The organism is Actinokineospora baliensis (assembly GCF_016907695.1).
GTDB classification, from domain to species: domain Bacteria; phylum Actinomycetota; class Actinomycetes; order Mycobacteriales; family Pseudonocardiaceae; genus Actinokineospora; species Actinokineospora baliensis.
Genome location: NZ_JAFBCK010000001.1, coordinates 2,439,621 through 2,455,123 on the forward strand (window position 1 = coordinate 2,439,621; position 15,503 = coordinate 2,455,123).

At 71.1% G+C, this 15,503-nt stretch carries 13 protein-coding genes; 5 read left to right on the forward strand and 8 right to left on the reverse strand.

From position 1 onward, the window contains the following. Nucleotides 1–35: 35 nt before the first annotated feature. Nucleotides 36–878: an alpha/beta fold hydrolase gene (locus JOD54_RS11780; RefSeq protein ID WP_204450581.1), complete on the forward strand. Its 843-nt coding sequence runs from the start codon at nt 36–38 to the stop codon at nt 876–878. Nucleotides 879–2,031: 1,153 nt separating this feature from the next. On the opposite strand, the gene JOD54_RS11785 is transcribed toward JOD54_RS11780, so the two are convergent. From JOD54_RS11785 to JOD54_RS11815, 7 genes are all read right to left on the reverse strand, one after another. Further along, nucleotides 2,032–3,510, reverse strand: a complete 1,479-nt coding sequence (locus JOD54_RS11785; protein WP_204450582.1) for an MFS transporter — start codon at nt 3,508–3,510, stop codon at nt 2,032–2,034. Next, nucleotides 3,507–4,949, reverse strand: coding sequence for an FAD-dependent oxidoreductase (locus JOD54_RS11790; RefSeq protein ID WP_204450583.1), 1,443 nt, complete (start codon nt 4,947–4,949; stop codon nt 3,507–3,509). The genes JOD54_RS11785 and JOD54_RS11790 overlap by 4 nt, the downstream gene beginning before the upstream one ends. After that, nucleotides 4,946–6,997, reverse strand: a complete 2,052-nt coding sequence (locus tag JOD54_RS11795) for a molybdopterin oxidoreductase family protein (RefSeq protein ID WP_307859950.1) — start codon at nt 6,995–6,997, stop codon at nt 4,946–4,948. The genes JOD54_RS11790 and JOD54_RS11795 overlap by 4 nt, the downstream gene beginning before the upstream one ends. 264 nt (nt 6,998–7,261) lie before the next feature. Next, nucleotides 7,262–8,053 (reverse strand): TIGR02569 family protein, encoded by a 792-nt coding sequence (locus JOD54_RS11800; RefSeq protein ID WP_204450584.1) that lies wholly within the window; start codon nt 8,051–8,053, stop codon nt 7,262–7,264. A 141-nt stretch (nt 8,054–8,194) separates the two neighbouring features. After that, nucleotides 8,195–9,373 carry an adenylyltransferase/sulfurtransferase MoeZ gene (gene moeZ, locus JOD54_RS11805; RefSeq protein WP_204450585.1) on the reverse strand — a complete coding sequence of 393 codons (1,179 nt, stop codon included), beginning with the start codon at nt 9,371–9,373 and terminating at the stop codon, nt 8,195–8,197. A 100-nt stretch (nt 9,374–9,473) separates the two neighbouring features. Next, entirely contained in the window at nt 9,474–10,508 is a 1,035-nt protein-coding gene (locus JOD54_RS11810) for a DUF3152 domain-containing protein (protein WP_204456219.1), read from the reverse strand. A 94-nt stretch (nt 10,509–10,602) separates the two neighbouring features. Further along, a complete protein-coding gene (locus JOD54_RS11815; RefSeq protein ID WP_204450586.1) occupies nt 10,603–11,583 on the reverse strand; it encodes an alpha/beta fold hydrolase in 981 nt (326 codons plus the stop codon). Nucleotides 11,584–11,765: 182 nt separating this feature from the next. Here JOD54_RS11815 and JOD54_RS11820 point away from each other — a divergent pair, with 182 nt between their 5' ends. From JOD54_RS11820 to JOD54_RS11830, 3 genes are all read left to right on the forward strand, one after another. Further along, on the forward strand, nt 11,766–12,401 hold the full coding sequence (locus JOD54_RS11820; RefSeq protein ID WP_204450587.1) for a TetR/AcrR family transcriptional regulator: 636 nt from the start codon (nt 11,766–11,768) through the stop codon (nt 12,399–12,401). 65 nt (nt 12,402–12,466) lie between these two features. Then, nucleotides 12,467–13,186, forward strand: a complete 720-nt coding sequence (locus tag JOD54_RS11825; protein ID WP_204450588.1) for a PP2C family protein-serine/threonine phosphatase — start codon at nt 12,467–12,469, stop codon at nt 13,184–13,186. Then, the gene (locus JOD54_RS11830; protein WP_204450589.1) at nt 13,174–13,854 is read left to right on the forward strand and encodes a hypothetical protein; all 681 of its coding nucleotides are present in this window, start codon (nt 13,174–13,176) and stop codon (nt 13,852–13,854) included. Before JOD54_RS11825 ends, JOD54_RS11830 begins: the two co-directional genes overlap by 13 nt. Nucleotides 13,855–14,284: 430 nt before the next feature. On the opposite strand, the gene JOD54_RS35015 is transcribed toward JOD54_RS11830, so the two are convergent. After that, nucleotides 14,285–14,857 (reverse strand): hypothetical protein, encoded by a 573-nt coding sequence (locus JOD54_RS35015; protein ID WP_204450590.1) that lies wholly within the window; start codon nt 14,855–14,857, stop codon nt 14,285–14,287. A gap of 134 nt (nt 14,858–14,991) precedes the next feature. Between JOD54_RS35015 and JOD54_RS11840 the strand changes: the two genes are divergently transcribed. Next, nucleotides 14,992–15,477 carry a hypothetical protein gene (locus tag JOD54_RS11840; RefSeq protein ID WP_204450591.1) on the forward strand — a complete coding sequence of 162 codons (486 nt, stop codon included), beginning with the start codon at nt 14,992–14,994 and terminating at the stop codon, nt 15,475–15,477. The last annotated feature ends 26 nt before the right edge of the window (nt 15,478–15,503 follow it).

Sequence of the window (15,503 nt, forward strand, 5' to 3'; positions counted from 1 at the left end):
CTCGCCGTGTCGTGGCCGGGTGGCAGACTGGCGGCATGCACTCGCAGCTGAGCAGCCACTCGGCCGAGCCGGTCGAGTTGGCCCACTCGATCGCCGCACTGCGCGTGGACACCGGCGGCCCGTACGCGCTGCTGGTGCCCGGGTACACGGGGTCGAAGGAGGACTTCGCCCCGATCATCGACGAGATCGCCGCCGCGGGCCTGAGCCCCCTGGCCATCGACCTCCCCGGCCAAGTCGACTCCCCGGGCCCCGACGACGAGAGCGCCTACCTCCCAGAACCCCTCGGCCAAGCGGTCGCCGCCCTCATCGCCACCCTCGACCGCCCAGCCCTGCTCCTGGGCCACTCCTACGGCGGCCTGGTCGCCCGCCGAGCGGTCCTCGCAGGCGCGAAGGTCATCGGCCTCACCCTGATGAGCACCGGCCCAGCCGAACTCCCCCTCGGCCCCCGCCGCCACGTCCTCGACATGGCCGAGGTCCTGCTCCGAGAACAAGGCCTAGCCGCCGTCCACCGCGGCCTGGAAGTGATGAACGCCGCCAACCCCCGGTGGCTGGCGCAGCCCCCGCAGGTCCGCGAGTACCTGAAGCTCCGATTCCTGAGCAACAGGTCGGAGGTGTTGCTCGGCATGAGCAACGGCCTGCGCACCGAACCAGACCTCGTGACCGACCTGGCCCGCACCCTGCGCCGAACCAACACCCCCTGCCTAGTGACCTGCGGCGCCCTGGACGACGCCTGGCCCCCCACCACCCAAAGAGACATGGCCGACCGCCTAGAAGCCGACTTCGCCACCATCGAGTCCGCCGCCCACTCCCCAGCCATAGAGAACCCGGGCGCCCTCCTGGCCGCCCTCCTCCCCACCTGGAAATCCTGGCTGGACTAGGACTTCAGGCTGCGAACCCCGCAGCGATGAATGGGCTGGCGCCCTGATTCCGGGTGGACTGACCGCCGCCGCGTTGCTGGCGAGGCCGCCGGACGCTCGGGACAACCCGCTGCGCTCCCGGCGCCCCAAGCATTGCCATCCGCTGGCCACTCCGAAGTCGTTGGTGCCAGAACAACCCACCGAGCCAACCCACCCAAACCGCGAGCCCGGCCACCGCTCCCGGAAGCTGCTGGTGCCACCCCAGGCCCCTGAGTCAGCCCGCCCACCCCTGCCCGCCGAGTCAGTCCCGCCGGCCCGGCCGCCGCTTCCGGAGGCAGGCGTGCCAATCCAACTCCTCGAGTCAGCCCGCCCACCCCGGCCCGTCGAGTCAGTCCCGCGAGCGCCGCCGCCGCTTCCGGAGGCAGGCGTGCCAACCCAACTCCCCGAGCCAGCCCACCCAACCCAGCCCACCGAGTCGGCCCCGCCAGCCCGGCCACCGTTCCCGGGAGTTGCTGGTGCCACCCCAGCCCATCGAGCCAGCCCACCTGGTCGGCCACCGCTCCCGGAAGTCGCTGGTGCTAGCTCAGCCCACTGAGCCAGCCCCGCCAACTCACCGTTCCCGGGAGTTGCTGGTGCCAGGCCAGCCCACCGAGTCAGCCCCGCCAACTCGGCCACCGCTCCGGAAGTCGCCGGTGCCACCCCAGCCCACCGAGCCAACCCACCTGGTCGACCACCGCTCCCAGAAGCAGGCGTGCCAAACCAACCCACCGGGTCAGCCCACCGAACCCGACCACCGCTCCGAGGAGTCGCTGGTGCCAACTGCTCGATGGGGTGGACCTGTTTTGTGTGGGGGAGCGGCACCCGTAGCCTGACCGGCGGCTGGCTGGGCCGTCCCTTTGGCCCCCAGCTTTTAAGCCCAGCACGGGTGTCGTAGGGGCCCCACGCAAAACAGGTCCACCGCATCGAGCCTGCACTCAAATCGCGGATCCAGCGCAATGCCGAAGGCGAGCCGACGACCCGACGGCGAAGCCGAAACAAGAGACCCGCGCCCAAGATCAACGCGCTAAGAAGCCCCCGATATCCATCCTACCGAAGCGCACTGACAATCCAGGCGCGCCAAAGAAACCCTGTGCACAACCAAGGCCCTTGTGGACAACCGCCCCGGACAAACGGCTCACACTCCGGCGTGCGCCAGGCTAGGCACCCGCGCCTCCACCCCCGCCCTCCGCAAATAGAAGAACCACGTCATCCAAGCGAACACCACATAAGCCCCCACAAACACCCACAACGCCGACGTAGACCAATCCGCATGCGCCGCAGCAGCAGCCGCCTTCTCCTCCACCGTCCGCGCAGCAGCAACCGCCGACCCCACCGGCCCACTGGCCACCCGAAAAACCTGCTGGATCAAGAACCCACCAAACGCCCCGATAGCCCCCGCGATCCCGATCACCGCAGCCCCCATTCGCTTGTACCGCAACGCCGTAGTCTCATCATCCGACTCCCGCCGCCCCAGCGCCCCGAAGATCACCGGGATCATCCGGTACGTAGACCCGTTCCCCGCCCCCGAAAGCGCGAAGATCACCATGTAAGCGCCGAAGAAAACCCCGAAGTCCCGCTGCGTGACCCCCAGCATCGCGACCAACGTGAACGCGGCCATCAGCACGAACACCCACAGCGTCACCCGCGCACCGCCCAGCCGATCGGACAGCCATCCGCCCAGCGGACGTGTGATCGAGCCGATCAACGCCCCCAAGAACCCCAGTCCCGCCAGGTAGGTCCCGATGAACGGGTGCGAGGCAAGGAATTCCGGGAACGTCAGCTTGATCACCAGTGGTAGTGCGAACGAGAACCCGATGAACGATCCGAAGGTCCCGATGTAGAGCACCGACATGATCCAGGTCTGCCCCCGGCTCAAGCACGCCGCATAGGAGCTCGCGTCCGAGCGGGCCATTGTCAGGCTGTCCATGAATAGCCACGCACACACGACGGCCGCCACGATGAATGGGATCCACATCAGGCCCGCGTACGCCAGGTGGACCGGGTGCACCGGGTTCTTGGCGATCGCGTAGGGAACGCCGACGATGATGACCAGGGGGGTCAGCAGCTGCACCACTGCCACGCCGAGGTTGCCGCCCGCGGCGTTGAGGCCGAGGGCCAGGCCTTTGCGCTTCTCCGGGTAGAAGAACGAGATGTTGGCCATGGAGGAGGAGAAGTTGCCACCGCCGACGCCCGCTAGGGAGGCGGCTACGAGCAGCAGGGTGAACTGGGTGTCGTGGGTTTGGGCGCGGACGAAGTCGAAGTGGACGAGGGCGGCGAGGGTGAGGGTGGGGATGAGCAGGAGCGCGGCGCTGATCGCCGTCCACAAGCGACCGCCGAAGCGGGGGACGGCGAAGGTGTAGGGGATGCGCAGGGCCGAGCCGACCAGGTTGGGGGCGGCGGTCAGCCAGAAGAGCTCGCTGGGGGTGAACGGGGTGCCGCCGCCGAAGCCCGCGTTGGTCAGGTTGAGCACGACGACCGACCACAGGACCCAGATGGAGAAACCCAGGTGCTCGGCGAAGATCGAGAAGACCAGGTTGCGCCTGGCGACCCGCTTGCCCGTGGTGGCCCAGAACCGCTCGTCCTCGGGGTCCCAGTGGTCGATCCAGCGGTTCATGGCCCCTCCGGGCTGGTGGTGGCGAGCCAGTCGGCGACGGCCCTGGTCGTGTCGGTGCAGGTGCCGCACCCGGTGGTGGCGCGGGTGGCCGCCACGAGGGCGGGCACGTCGGTGGCGCCGTCGCGCCACGCCTGGACGAGGCGGGCCTTGGTGACGGTGTTGCAGCGGCAGACGAGCGCGTCGTCGGGGAGCCGGTCCGGGGTGCCGGACTGGGCGCCACCGGGGTTGGCCCGGCCCAGCAGCAGGGCGAGGCGGTCGGTGGGGGCCGGGGCGCCGGTGTCGAAGAACTCGGTGATGGCGGCGGCCGCGTCCGGGAACCCGAGGACGATGGCCCCCGCCACCCGGTCCTCGCGCAGGACGAGTTTGGCGTACCGGTCGCGAGTCGGGTCGTGCAGCGTGATGACCTCAGCGTCCTCGGCGTGGGTTTCGCCGAGCGCGGCCAGGTCGATGCCGCGAGCCTTCAGCCGCGTGACCGGGGGTGTGGCGCGGTAGCGGGCCGCCGGGTTCGTGCCGGTCAGCAGGTCCGCCAGGACAACGGCTTGGTCCCACGCGGGCTGGACGAGACCCGCCACAGTGCCGGGGTGGGCCGCGCAGTCGCCGATCGCGTGGATCCGGGGATCGCTGGTGCGCAACAGGTCGTCGACCACGATCCCGCCGCGTACCGACAACCCGATCGACTCGGCGACGCCCACTTCGGCTCGGGTCCCGGCGGCGACCACCACGAGCTCCGCTGGGACGTGGCTGCCGTCGTCGAGCTTCAAGCCGTCCCCGCTGACGTGCTGCGCGGCGGAGCGGCCCAGCCGGATGTCGATGCCCAGGCCAGCCAGGGTCTTGGCCAGCACGCCGCCCGCCGCCGGGTCGAGTTGTCGCTCCATCAGGTGGCCGACCGGGTGGACCACGGTCACCAGGCAGCCGCGCCCCAACAGCCCGCGTGCCGCCTCCAGTCCGAGCAAACCGCCCCCGAGCACGGTGATCGGCGCGCCCGGCCGCACCCGGTCGATGATCGCCGTGCAGTCGTCCAGGTCGCGGAACGTCGCCACATCCGGTGCCAGCGAGCCGTTCTCGGCGACCAGGCCGTCTACCGGTGGGACCCAGGCGCAGCTTCCCGTTGCCAGCACCAGCGAGTCGTATTCCACAGTGGACCCATCGGACAGCGACACCGTCCGCCCAACCCGGTCCACCGACTCCACGCTGACCCCGACCCGCAGGTCGACACCGGTCTCAGCGGCCCACTCCGGCCCGTGCAGGCCGACCAGCGACGCGGGGATCGACCCCGCGAGCACGGCGGAGAGCAGGACCCGGTTGTACGCCGGGTGCGGCTCGGCCCCGACCACCGTCAGCGCCACCCGTTCGCCACCGGGGTCGCGGCGGCGGACCTCGTCGGCGAACCGGGCGCCCGCCATGCCGTAGCCGACGACGACAACCCGGCGCGGGGTCACAGCGCCTCCAAGCGGACCGCGCACACCTTGAACTCGGGCATCCGGCTGTACGGGTCCAACGCCGGGTTCGTCAGCAGGTTGGCGCGTTGCGCGCCGGGGAAGTGGAAGGGCAGGAAGACGGTGTCCAGCCGCATCGTCGGGTCGCACCGCACCACCGCCTCGGTCGCCCCTCGGCGGGACACGACCCGTGCGCGGCGCCCGTCGACCAGTCCGGCGCGGGTCGCTGTGTCGGGGTGCACCTGCACGAACACCTCCGGCACGGCGGCGGTGAGCTCGGGGACCAGCCTGGTCTGCGCGCCGGACTGGTAGTGCTGCAGGACGCGGCCGGTGGTGGCGATCAGCGGGTACTCGTCGTCGACCGGCTCGGCGGGGCCGGTGTGCTCGACGGGGGTGAACCGGGCGCGGCCGTCGGGGTGGGCGAAGCGGTCGAGGAACATCCTCGGCGTGCCGGGGTGCTCGGTCGACGGCACGGGCCAGTGCAGCGGTTCGCCGTCGCGCAAGCGCTGGTAGGTGATGCCGGAGTAGTCGGCAGGACCGCCCTGGGACGCTCGGCGCAGTTCCTCGAACACCGCCTCGGGGTCGGTGGGGAACCGGTGTTCCGGCTGCCCGAGGCGGATGGCCAAGCCGTGCACCAGGTCCAGGTCGCTGCGCACACCGTCGGGAACGGCGACGGCGGGGGAGCGCAGCAGGACCCGGCCCTCGAGGTTGGTCATCGTGCCGCTCTCCTCGGCCCACTGGGTCACCGGGAACACCACGTCGGCGAGCGCGGCGGTCTCCGAGAGCACGAAGTCCGCGACCACCAAGAGGTCTAATGTGGACAGTCGGTCCGCGATGTGGCTCGACCGGGGCGCTGACACCACGACGTTGCTGCCGAAGACGAGCAGCGCGCGCGGCCCGCCCTCGGTGCCAAGCGAATCGAGCAGTTCGTACGCCGACCGCCCAGGACCCGGCAACGACTCCGCTGGCACGCCCCAGACCGAGGCGACGTGCGCGCGGGCGGCGGGGTCGACGATCTTGCGGTACCCGGGGAGCTGGTCGGCTTTCTGCCCGTGCTCGCGCCCGCCCTGGCCGTTGCCTTGCCCGGTAAGGCATCCGTAGCCCGAGCCGGGCCGTCCCGGCAGCCCGAGGGCGAGCGCCAGGTTGATCCACGCGCCGACGGTGTCGGTCCCGTTGGCGTGCTGCTCCGAACCGCGACCGGTCAGGATGTGCGCGTTGCGCGCGCCCGCCAGCAGGGCCGCGGCCTCGCGTTGGTCCCGCGCGGCGACCCCGGTCACCCGTTCCACCCGCTCGGGCCACCACGCCGCGACGACCCGCCACGTCTCCTCGAAACCGGTGGTGCGCTCGGCGGTGTAGTCGGCGCGCAAGTGCCCGTCGGCGACCACCGCGTGCAGGATCCCCAGTGCCAGGGCCAGATCCGTGCCCGGGCGCGGCCGCAGGTGCAGCTGCGCCCGCTCGGCCGTGGCCGTGCGCCGGGGATCCACCACGATCAGCGTGCCCTTCAGGTGCTGCACGAACGGCGGCATGGTCTCGGCGGGGTTGGCGCCCGCGAGCACCACGACGTCCGAGCCGGCCAGGTCCTCGACGGGGAACGGCATCCCCCGGTCCAGTCCGAACGCGCGCGTCCCGGCCGCCGCGGCCGAGGACATGCAGAACCGGCCGTTGTAGTCGATCTGCGCCGTGCCCAGCGCGACCCGCGCGAACTTGCCGAGCTGGTAAGCCTTCTCGTTGGTCAACCCACCACCGCCGAACACTGCCACCGCGTCCGCGCCGTGCCTATCCCGTGTTCGCGCCAACTCCGCCGCGACGTGGTCGAGGGCGGCGTCCCAGGAGGTCGCCCGCAGTTCGCCGTCCACACGCACCAACGGGGTGGTGAGCCGGGCCGGTGTGTCCAGCAGCGCGCCGGATGTCCACCCCTTCTGGCACAGGCCACCCCGGTTCACCGGGAAGTCCCTGGGTTCGACGGTGCTGCCGGAAAGCCGCATCCCGCACTGCAGCGCGCAATACGGGCAGTGGGTGTCCACCCGGCCGGGCGCGGCCAGTCGCCTCACGCGTTCCCCCTGTGTCGGCACCTACCCCTAGGAGAACGTATGTCGCGTCGCGCCGTCCAGACTTCGCCGGCAGGAACTTGCCAGAACGGCCGCTAGTGGCCCGACCCAGAAGGTTGACGGGATCTCGACCTGCCCACGACGTCCCTGGCTGCGTTGCCGAAACGACCGAGTACGCCCAGTACGAGGCCGTTCCGGCGCCTTGCCAGGAACGCCGTGGACAGGCCGATACCCCACCAACCCTCTGGGTCGAGCCACTAATAGGGGTCAGATCAACTGCCCGATCACCTGCGCGGCCCGCTCCAGGCCGCGCATCGACCGCGGCGTGGACTTCGGGTGCAGCGCGTGCACGGCCAAGCGGAACAGCAGGGCCCGCAGCAGCGCCTGCGGCCACTCCGGCAGGTGGCCCCAGCGCTTGGCGATGGCCTCGTCGGCCCCGCCCCACGCCATCGCGTCCACCACGACCACGGCCGCCGCCCACTCCGGTGGCCGGAAGAAGGCGGTGAAGTCGATGATCCCCGGGTCGGCGTCGCCGTCGAAGAGCAGGTTGCCGAACAGGTCGCCGTGCACGACCTGCGCGGTGAGGCCGACGTCCTTGCGCGACTCGGCGTAGATCTCGAACAGCCGCCCACCCAGGTGCGGGTCGAGCTTGACCTTCTTCTCCTCGCCCCAGGCCAACCGGTCGGCCGTGGCGAACACGTCCGCGCGCAGCTGCAGGAACCGCGGCCTGCGCAGCTCGGCGGTGGCCTTGTGCAGCCGCAGCGACGCGGAGATCACCTCGTCGTAGCGCGGCTCGGCGCGGCCGGGGATGAACCGGAACGCCACCCAGCCGCCGACCACGTAGCGGCCGTCGGAGGAGCGCACCGGCCTGGCCACCCGCAGCTCGGGGACCTCCAGCTCACCGAGGGTCTGCGCGACCCAGGACGCCTCGGCGGGGTTGACCGCCTGCCGCAGCGCGATGTCCCCGCAGCGCCACACGGGCCCGTGCTCGACCAGCACCGGCTCGGCGGTGCGGGCACCGAAGGCGGCGCGGACGTGCGGCGGGGGCGGTGTTCTCACGGGCGGGGACGCTACCTGCCCGGTGCGCACCCGAGGGGGCGCGACACGTGCCCCCGGATGGTTGATCTCGGGGTGGGAAAACGGGAACGGTCCCGGTTCACGGGGGAACCGGGACCGTTGCCACGACGGCCGAACGAAAGATCAGTAGGTGGGCAGGCTGGTGTCCACGTCGCGGGCCCAGCCGAGCACACCGCTGCCCACGTGCACCGCGTCCTTGAACCCGGCCTTGTGCAGCACCGCGAGCGCCTCGGCCGAGCGCACACCCGACTTGCAGTGCAGCACGATCTGCCGGTCGTGCGGCAGTCCGGCGAGCGCCTCACCGGAGATGATCTTGTCCTTGGGCACCAGGGTGGAGCCCTCGATCCGGACGATCTCGTACTCGTGCGGCTCGCGGACGTCGATCAGCGCGAACGAGTCGCCCCGGTCGAACTTGGCCTTGAGCTCCTGCGGGGTGATCGTCGAGCCCGCGGCGGCCTGCTGGGCGTCGTCGCTGACCACGCCGCAGAACGCGTCGTAGTCGATGAGGCCCTCGATCGGCTTGGTCTCCGGGTCCTTGCGGATCTTGATGGTCCGGTAGGACATCTCCAGCGCGTCGTAGACCATCAGCCGACCCAGCAGCGGCTCGCCGATGCCGGTGAGCAGCTTGATCGCCTCGGTCACCATCACCGAGCCGATGGAGGCGCACAGCACGCCCAGCACACCGCCCTCGGCGCAGGACGGGACCATCCCCGGCGGCGGCGGCTCGGGGTAGAGGTCGCGGTAGTTGAGGCCCTGCCCGTTGGGCGCGTCCTCCCAGAACACGCTGACCTGGCCCTCGAACCGGAAGATCGAGCCCCACACGTACGGCTTGCCGAGCAGCACCGCGGCGTCGTTGACCAGGTACCTGGTGGCGAAGTTGTCGGTGCCGTCGAGGATCAGGTCGTACGGGGCGAAGATCTCCAGCGCGTTGGTGGAGTTCAGGTGCTCCTGGTGCAGGTTCACCGTGATCAGCGGGTTGATCTCGGCGATGGACTCCTTGGCCGAGACCGCCTTCGGCTTGCCGATGTCGGACTGGCCGTGGATCACCTGGCGCTGCAGGTTCGACTCGTCGACGACGTCGAAGTCGACGATGCCGAGGGTGCCGACACCGGCCGCGGCCAGGTAGAGCAGCGCCGGGCTGCCCAGCCCGCCCGCGCCGACGACGAGGACCTTCGCGTTCTTGAGCCGCTTCTGCCCGTCCATGCCCACGTCGGGGATGATCAGGTGACGGCTGTAGCGGGCCACCTCGTCGCGGGTGAGCTCCTGGGCGGGCTCGACAAGCGGCGGCAAACTGCCTGGCATCTGCTCCTCCTACAAGCACGGATGTGTGCCGGATTCTCCCCCGGTACAACGCCGGAATCCCACTCGCCTCTTCCCGTATCCCACGATCCGGGAGCGGGGGTCAGCCCGCGGGCCGCGCCTGTGGGTTGGGCCACGCGTTGGGCTTGCAGACCAGCCCGTCGGCCTTGACCGGGTCCGGGTTGCCGACCTGCTTGTTGAGCTGCGCGACGTAGTCGTTGGCCACGCCGAAGCTCTGCTGCATCATCACCGGCGCCAGCGCCCCGGCCTGCGGGCAGCCGACGTGGTTGTTGCGGAAGGCGTGCCCGACCTCGTGGTTGAGCGCGTACTGCCGGTAGGTGAGCATGTCGCCGCCGAAGGCCACCGCGCCGCGCGACCACCTGGCCAGGTTGATCATGACCCGCTTCTCGCTTGAGCGGTAGCAGGAGGACTCGTACTTGATCGAGTACCCGCACATGTCGGGGCGGTGCGCGGTGTCCGGGCTGGTCAGGCTGATCCGGAAGCTGGGGTTGGGGAAGTCGGCGGCCACCCGCTGCACGGAGATCTCGCCGAGGCCGGTCCAGCCGCGCGGGTCGGCCAGCGTGGAGTCGACCAGGCTGGCGAAGGCCTCGTCGCCGCCGAAGGAGGCCGCGTCGACGCCGTTCTCGACCTCGACGGTGTAGGTGAAGAACTTGGGCCCCGTGCCCACCTTCTGGCCGCTGCCGGGCACCACGTGGAAGGTGCCCGCCCCGGCCTGGGTGTACGCGCCGCCGTTGGGCAGCTCCGCCGACGGGATGTTCAGGTCGACCGGGCCGCTGGGGCGCTCGGTGACATCCGGCGGGGTGTTGCCGCCGTCTGTGACCGGGTTCACCGGGGTACCGGCCTCCGCGGTGGGCCCGGAAGCCACCGGCTCCGCCTTGTCGCCGGCGGTGCGCACGGCGACCAGGGCGGTGATGGCGACGAGGACCGGGACCGCGTAGATGCGCCAGCCGTAGGTGGCCACGAAACCGCGCTTGCGCGCCGGGCGGGGGCGTTGCGGTGTCCAGCTGGCCGCCAGCGGCTCGGCCGCGGTGCGCCTGCCGCCGGGGCGCGCGCGGTCACCGGGTTCAGCTGCGGAGCGTGACGACCGGGGGGCCGTGTCCGGCTCGCCTTGCGTCATTCGGCTCACGGGCCCCAGGGTGCCACATCACCCAGCGCTCGGTTGACCACTGGCGGCACCGCCACGCGGTGCGATTTCCCGACGACGGAGCGTGTCACCAGTCGCCGGCCTCGGCGGTCTCCCACAGCCCGAGCACCGCCCTGGCGACGGTCGAGGGCCGCTCCATCTGCGCGACGTGCCCGGTGTGCTGGAGCACCAGCAGCCGGGCGCGCGGGATCAGCCTGGTGGTGCGGGGCGCCTTGCGGACGCTCATCAGCCGGTCGCGGTCACCCCAGATGACCAGCGTCGGTGCCTTGATGTGCGGCAACGCCCGCCACAGCGAGCGGGGGCCGGTGGCGAACCAGGCCCGGATGAGGCCGATGGTGCTGGCCGCCAGCGCCGGACCGGCCCAGGTCATGCCCGCGCGCTCGGCGTACTCCGCGGTGGCCTCGGCGAGCCTGCCCTCGGTGACCGTCCACGGCTCGGCGTAGCACAGGTCCAGCATCTGCCTGGCCCGCTCGGCCGGGGTGAGGTTCGCCAGCGCGCGGCGCACCCGGGGGCCGACGACGGGCAGGAAGGCGAGCGGGATCCGCCGGTCGGACATCCGGCTGGCCTTGGGCCGCAGGTCGGGCACGGCGGGGGAGACCAGGGTGAGCGTGCGGACCAGGTCCGGGTGCCTGGCGGCGAGCAGGATGCTGATCGCCCCGCCCATCGAGTTGCCCAGCAGGTGGACCGGGCCCAGGTCGAGGCCGCGCAGCCAGGTGGCCAGCGCGTCGGCGTGCGCGGTGAGCGCGTAGGTGTAGCCCTTCGGCGGCTCGCTGTGGCCGAAGCCGGGCAGGTCGACGGCGATGCCGGGGGCGTACCCGGCCAGCGAGGCGGCCAGGTCGGTCCAGTTGGTGGCCGACCCGCCGAGGCCGTGCACGTACACCGCGGTGACGTCGCCGACGCCGGGGGTGCGGCGCACGTGCAACCGGATCCCGGCCGACTCGACGACCTCGCCGGGCCACGCCGCGGTCGCCGGGTCGAGCACCGGCAACTCCGCGTCCGACAGGGGGACCTGCGCGGTCGCGGCGCCACGGCTGGTTGAGACACTCATCGAATAAGTGTGCACGCGATCCCCGGGGCTCGCCGCAATGCGACGTGGGTCACACTGGATACTTGTCGGGGAGCACGAACGTCCATGAAATTGCCCCGAACGGGGATACCGGCGAGTACGGTCGACCCAGCCGCGGGTTGGCGATCCTGACCCGGCATAGCGGTGAACGAGGGTGGAGACGCATGTCCGAGACGGTTCAGTCGAACGGGGTCGGCCGAGGGGCGAGACTGCCGCGCACCGCCAGGCGCGCGCAACTGCTCGCCGCGGCCCAGGACGTGTTCGCGGCGAACGGCTACCACGCCGCGGGCATGGATGAGATCGCCGAGCGCGCAGGCGTCAGCAAGCCGGTGCTCTACCAGCACTTCCCCGGCAAGCTCGAGCTGTACATGGCGCTGCTGGACAAGCACGTCGACGAGCTGGTCCGCCGGGTCAGCGAGGCGATGGACGCCACCACCGACAACAAGGCCAGGGTGCGCAACGCGGTCGGCGCCTACTTCGACTTCGTCGACGGCGAGAGCCAGGCGTTCCGGCTGGTGTTCGAGTCCGACCTGCGCGGCGAGCCGCTGGTGCAGGACGCCATCGAGCGGGCGACCAGCGCCAGCGTGGACGCCATCGCCGCGACCATCACCGCCGACGCCAGCCTCGACTCCACCAGGGCCCGGCTGCTGGCCGTCGGCCTGGTCGGCGCCAGCCAGGTCGCCGCGCGCGCGTGGCTGGCCGACAACCGCGCCCTGCCCAAGGAGGAGGCCATCAACCTCATCTCCAACCTGGCCTGGCGCGGCATCGGTGGCGGCTTCCCGTTCCACCCGCACGACTGAGGTCGGTTCCCCCGGGGTGAGCCCTCCCCCTGCCGCGGCGGCCGCCGACCGGGCACCGTAGGAGCATGATCTTCTCGGCGGCGAGCAGAACGGCCCTGGGCGGGCGCCCGACCAACCAGGACGCGGCCCACGCCGCGGAGCGCCTGCTGGCGGTGGCCGACGGCGTCGGCGGTGCCCCGGCTGGCGAGGTCGCGTCCGCGCTGACCATCGCCACCGTGGTCGACCAGCGCGGTGACGCACCGGAGAGCATGGTCGAGCTGGCGAACGCGGCCGTGCTGGCGCACTCGGCGGTCGACCCGAGCACCGCGGGCATGGGCACCACCCTCGACCTCGCCGTGCTGGTCCGGTCCAAGGGCCGCTGGCTGGTCCGCGGCGCGCACATCGGCGACAGCGTGACCGTCGTCCAGTCCGACGCCGGGACCCGGGTGCTGACCACCGGCCACACCCTGGCCAACGAGCTGATCGCCGCCGGTCACCTCACCGAGGAAGAGGGGGCCCGCCACCCCAACCGCGCCGCCCTCGTCCGCGCGGTCGGCCTGGAACCCGACATCCGCCCCGACCTCTGGGAACTCCCCGCCACCAGGGGCGACCGCTACCTCCTCTGCACCGACGGCCTCACCAACACCCTCGGCGACGCCCTGTGGCCGCTGCTCGACTCCCTCCGCACCGCCCCACCCGAAACCTGCGTCGACGAACTCCTCCGCGCGGCCACCGCCGCGGGCCCAAGAGACAATGTGACGGCGGTAGTGGGTGATGTGCGCGGAGGTGCCGGTTGGCTGAACTGATCGTCGACTACCACGCCCTCCCGCACCCCGCGGTGATCCCCCCGACCGACCAGCTGTCCCTCGACCGCGACTTCCTCAGCGGGGGAACCGACGAACGCATCTCCCGAGCCCCCAACGCCCCGTTCCTGCGGCACATGGACGGCCGCTGGTGGCTGGTCAACAGCCGCGACAAACTCGCGGTCTGGGTAGCCGCGGAGAGCCGCCGGTTCATGGTCGGCGAGCGCTGCGCTTTCCCCTTGCCAGACGGCGAATCAGAGGTCCGCGTGTGGGACGCGCGCGTGCGGCTGGTGGTGCGTGATTCTGTCGAATGGCACATCCCCGACCCGAGCGGCCCGGAAACCTCGATCGGCCTGAACGGGGCAGCGGTGCGGGTGGCGCTGCTGCTGTCGCGCAAACCGCGGCACCGGGCGGTTCTTGCCGCGTACTACCGGGAGTACTTCACGCCTGGGATCGAGTCGCCCAAGCCGCTGGACCGGACGCGGACGCGGCTGTGCATGGGGCTGACGTCGTTCACGGCGTTGGAACGGGCGTTGAACGATGTGGTGGCGGAGGTGTGGGGGGAAGCGCAGGGGCACCGGCATGAGGTGGCGGATTATTTGATCGGGGAGCGGTTGCTGGTGGCGGCGGATCAGGGGTTGGTGCCGCATCGGTTGTGCGGGCATCGGTGAGGGGTCGGCTCGCCTGCGGCATTGCGCTGGATCCGTGGTGGCTGGGTGTGCTCGATGGGGCGAACTTGTTTTGCGCGGGGCCCCTGCGCCAGCCGTGGCAGGACCGCAAAGCTGGGGCCGAAAAGCATGGCCCTGCAGCGCAGGAACGCTACGACTGCCGCTCCCCCACGCAAAACAAGTCCGCCCCATCGAGCATTTGGGTGGGCGGCTTCCGAGTGTCCAGTGGTCGGCAATGCCGTCGGAGTCGGGTGGTTGGGGTGGCGGGGTTGACTCGGCGGGCTGGGTTGGTGGGCTGGCTCGGGGGTTGAGGTGGCACCGGCTGTTCCGAGTGTCCAGTGGTTGGCAATGCGACCGGGGCGGGCGGGAAAGCGGTGGGCTGGGGTGGCACCAGCGGCTTCCGGATGTCCAGTGGCTGGCAACGCTGTCTGGGTTAGCCGGGGGTGTCGGGGAGGCGGTCGAAGATGGATTCGGTGATTTTCTTGGCCGTGGGGCAGGGGGCGGAGTCGAAGCTGCCCAGGACGGTGAGGTGGGAGCCGTGTTCGTGGGGGGCCAGGTAGGGGTCGAGGGCCACCGCCAGGCCGCAGGCGGCGGGGTCGGGGCCGACTACCTGGTAGCTGGTGTTGCCGAAGTGGTCGGTGGTGGGGACGTAGCTGGGGGTGCCTGGGGGTTCGGCGCGGAAGAAGACCGCGACGTTGGTGGTGGCTCGGGGGTAGGGGAGGCGGTAGCGGCAGAGGCCCGCTGACTCGGCCAGGGGTTCGGCTTTGACGCCGGTGGCCCTGGAGATCAGGGGGACGTAGGTGGCGCAGTCCAGGGGCGTGGGGACGGTTTTGGGGGAGCCGACCATGATGCCTGGTTGGCGGGCTCGGGTGGGGACCTGGACCGCCGTGGTGGTGGCGGGTTCGGCGCGGATGGGGGCCAGTTCGGCGCGGGGGCTTGCGGTGGAGGTGGCGCAGCCGGTGGCGGTGAGGGCGGTCAGCAGGAGGGCGGCGGGTCGGGCGAGCACGCGGAAACGGTAGGGGCTCGCGGTCGGTGTCGCCTGGTGCGGTGGCGGCATTCAGCCGATCGTGGAAGTCCGCAGTGGAGAGAGAGGGCTCACGGGCGCGTAACGGACCATCCGGGACGGTCGAATCTGCGGGCATGAGGTCAATCGCCGGTGTAGTGGTGCTTCTCGCTGTGGTCACGGGCTGTTCCGCGCCGGTCACCGGATCCGCGTCGGGGGCGGCGACCACAACCACCCCCGAACCCACAACCACCACAACCAAAACCACGACAACAACGACAACCACGAAGCGAACCACCACCACGACCAAGCCCAAGCCCAGCAGCACCCTGCCCACGATCGACGAGAGCGCCCCCACCACCCACTGCGACCGCCCCTTCAAGGGTGCCCTCGGCAAGGACATGTACGCGGCGGTGGTCGAGACCCCCGCGGGCAGGCTCAACTGCGAGCAGGCGGCCGCGATCCTGTTCGACTACTACGCCGAGCGCCCCGACCCGAAGACCGGCCTGCCGCCCTTCGAGATCGGTCCCATGCGCTGCAACCAGGTCGACGAGCCCGCCTTGGCGCAGGTCGTCTGCGCGGACGAGGACAACCTCATCTACTCGATGTGGGGCCAGACCTGACGGAATAATTGAGCGCGCAACTAGGT

Excerpts from the sequence above, each read along its gene's own strand:
- JOD54_RS11825 (WP_204450588.1), top strand. The coding sequence starts at position 12,467 with ATGATCTTCTCGGCGGCGAGCAGAACGGCCCTGGGCGGGCGCCCGACC.
- moeZ (WP_204450585.1), bottom strand. The coding sequence starts at position 9,373 with ATGCCAGGCAGTTTGCCGCCGCTTGTCGAGCCCGCCCAGGAGCTCACC.
- JOD54_RS11780 (WP_204450581.1), top strand. The coding sequence starts at position 36 with ATGCACTCGCAGCTGAGCAGCCACTCGGCCGAGCCGGTCGAGTTGGCC.
- JOD54_RS11820 (WP_204450587.1), top strand. The coding sequence starts at position 11,766 with ATGTCCGAGACGGTTCAGTCGAACGGGGTCGGCCGAGGGGCGAGACTG.
- JOD54_RS11785 (WP_204450582.1), bottom strand. The coding sequence starts at position 3,510 with ATGAACCGCTGGATCGACCACTGGGACCCCGAGGACGAGCGGTTCTGG.
- JOD54_RS11840 (WP_204450591.1), top strand. The coding sequence starts at position 14,992 with ATGAGGTCAATCGCCGGTGTAGTGGTGCTTCTCGCTGTGGTCACGGGC.
- JOD54_RS11810 (WP_204456219.1), bottom strand. The coding sequence starts at position 10,508 with ATGACGCAAGGCGAGCCGGACACGGCCCCCCGGTCGTCACGCTCCGCA.
- JOD54_RS11815 (WP_204450586.1), bottom strand. The coding sequence starts at position 11,583 with ATGAGTGTCTCAACCAGCCGTGGCGCCGCGACCGCGCAGGTCCCCCTG.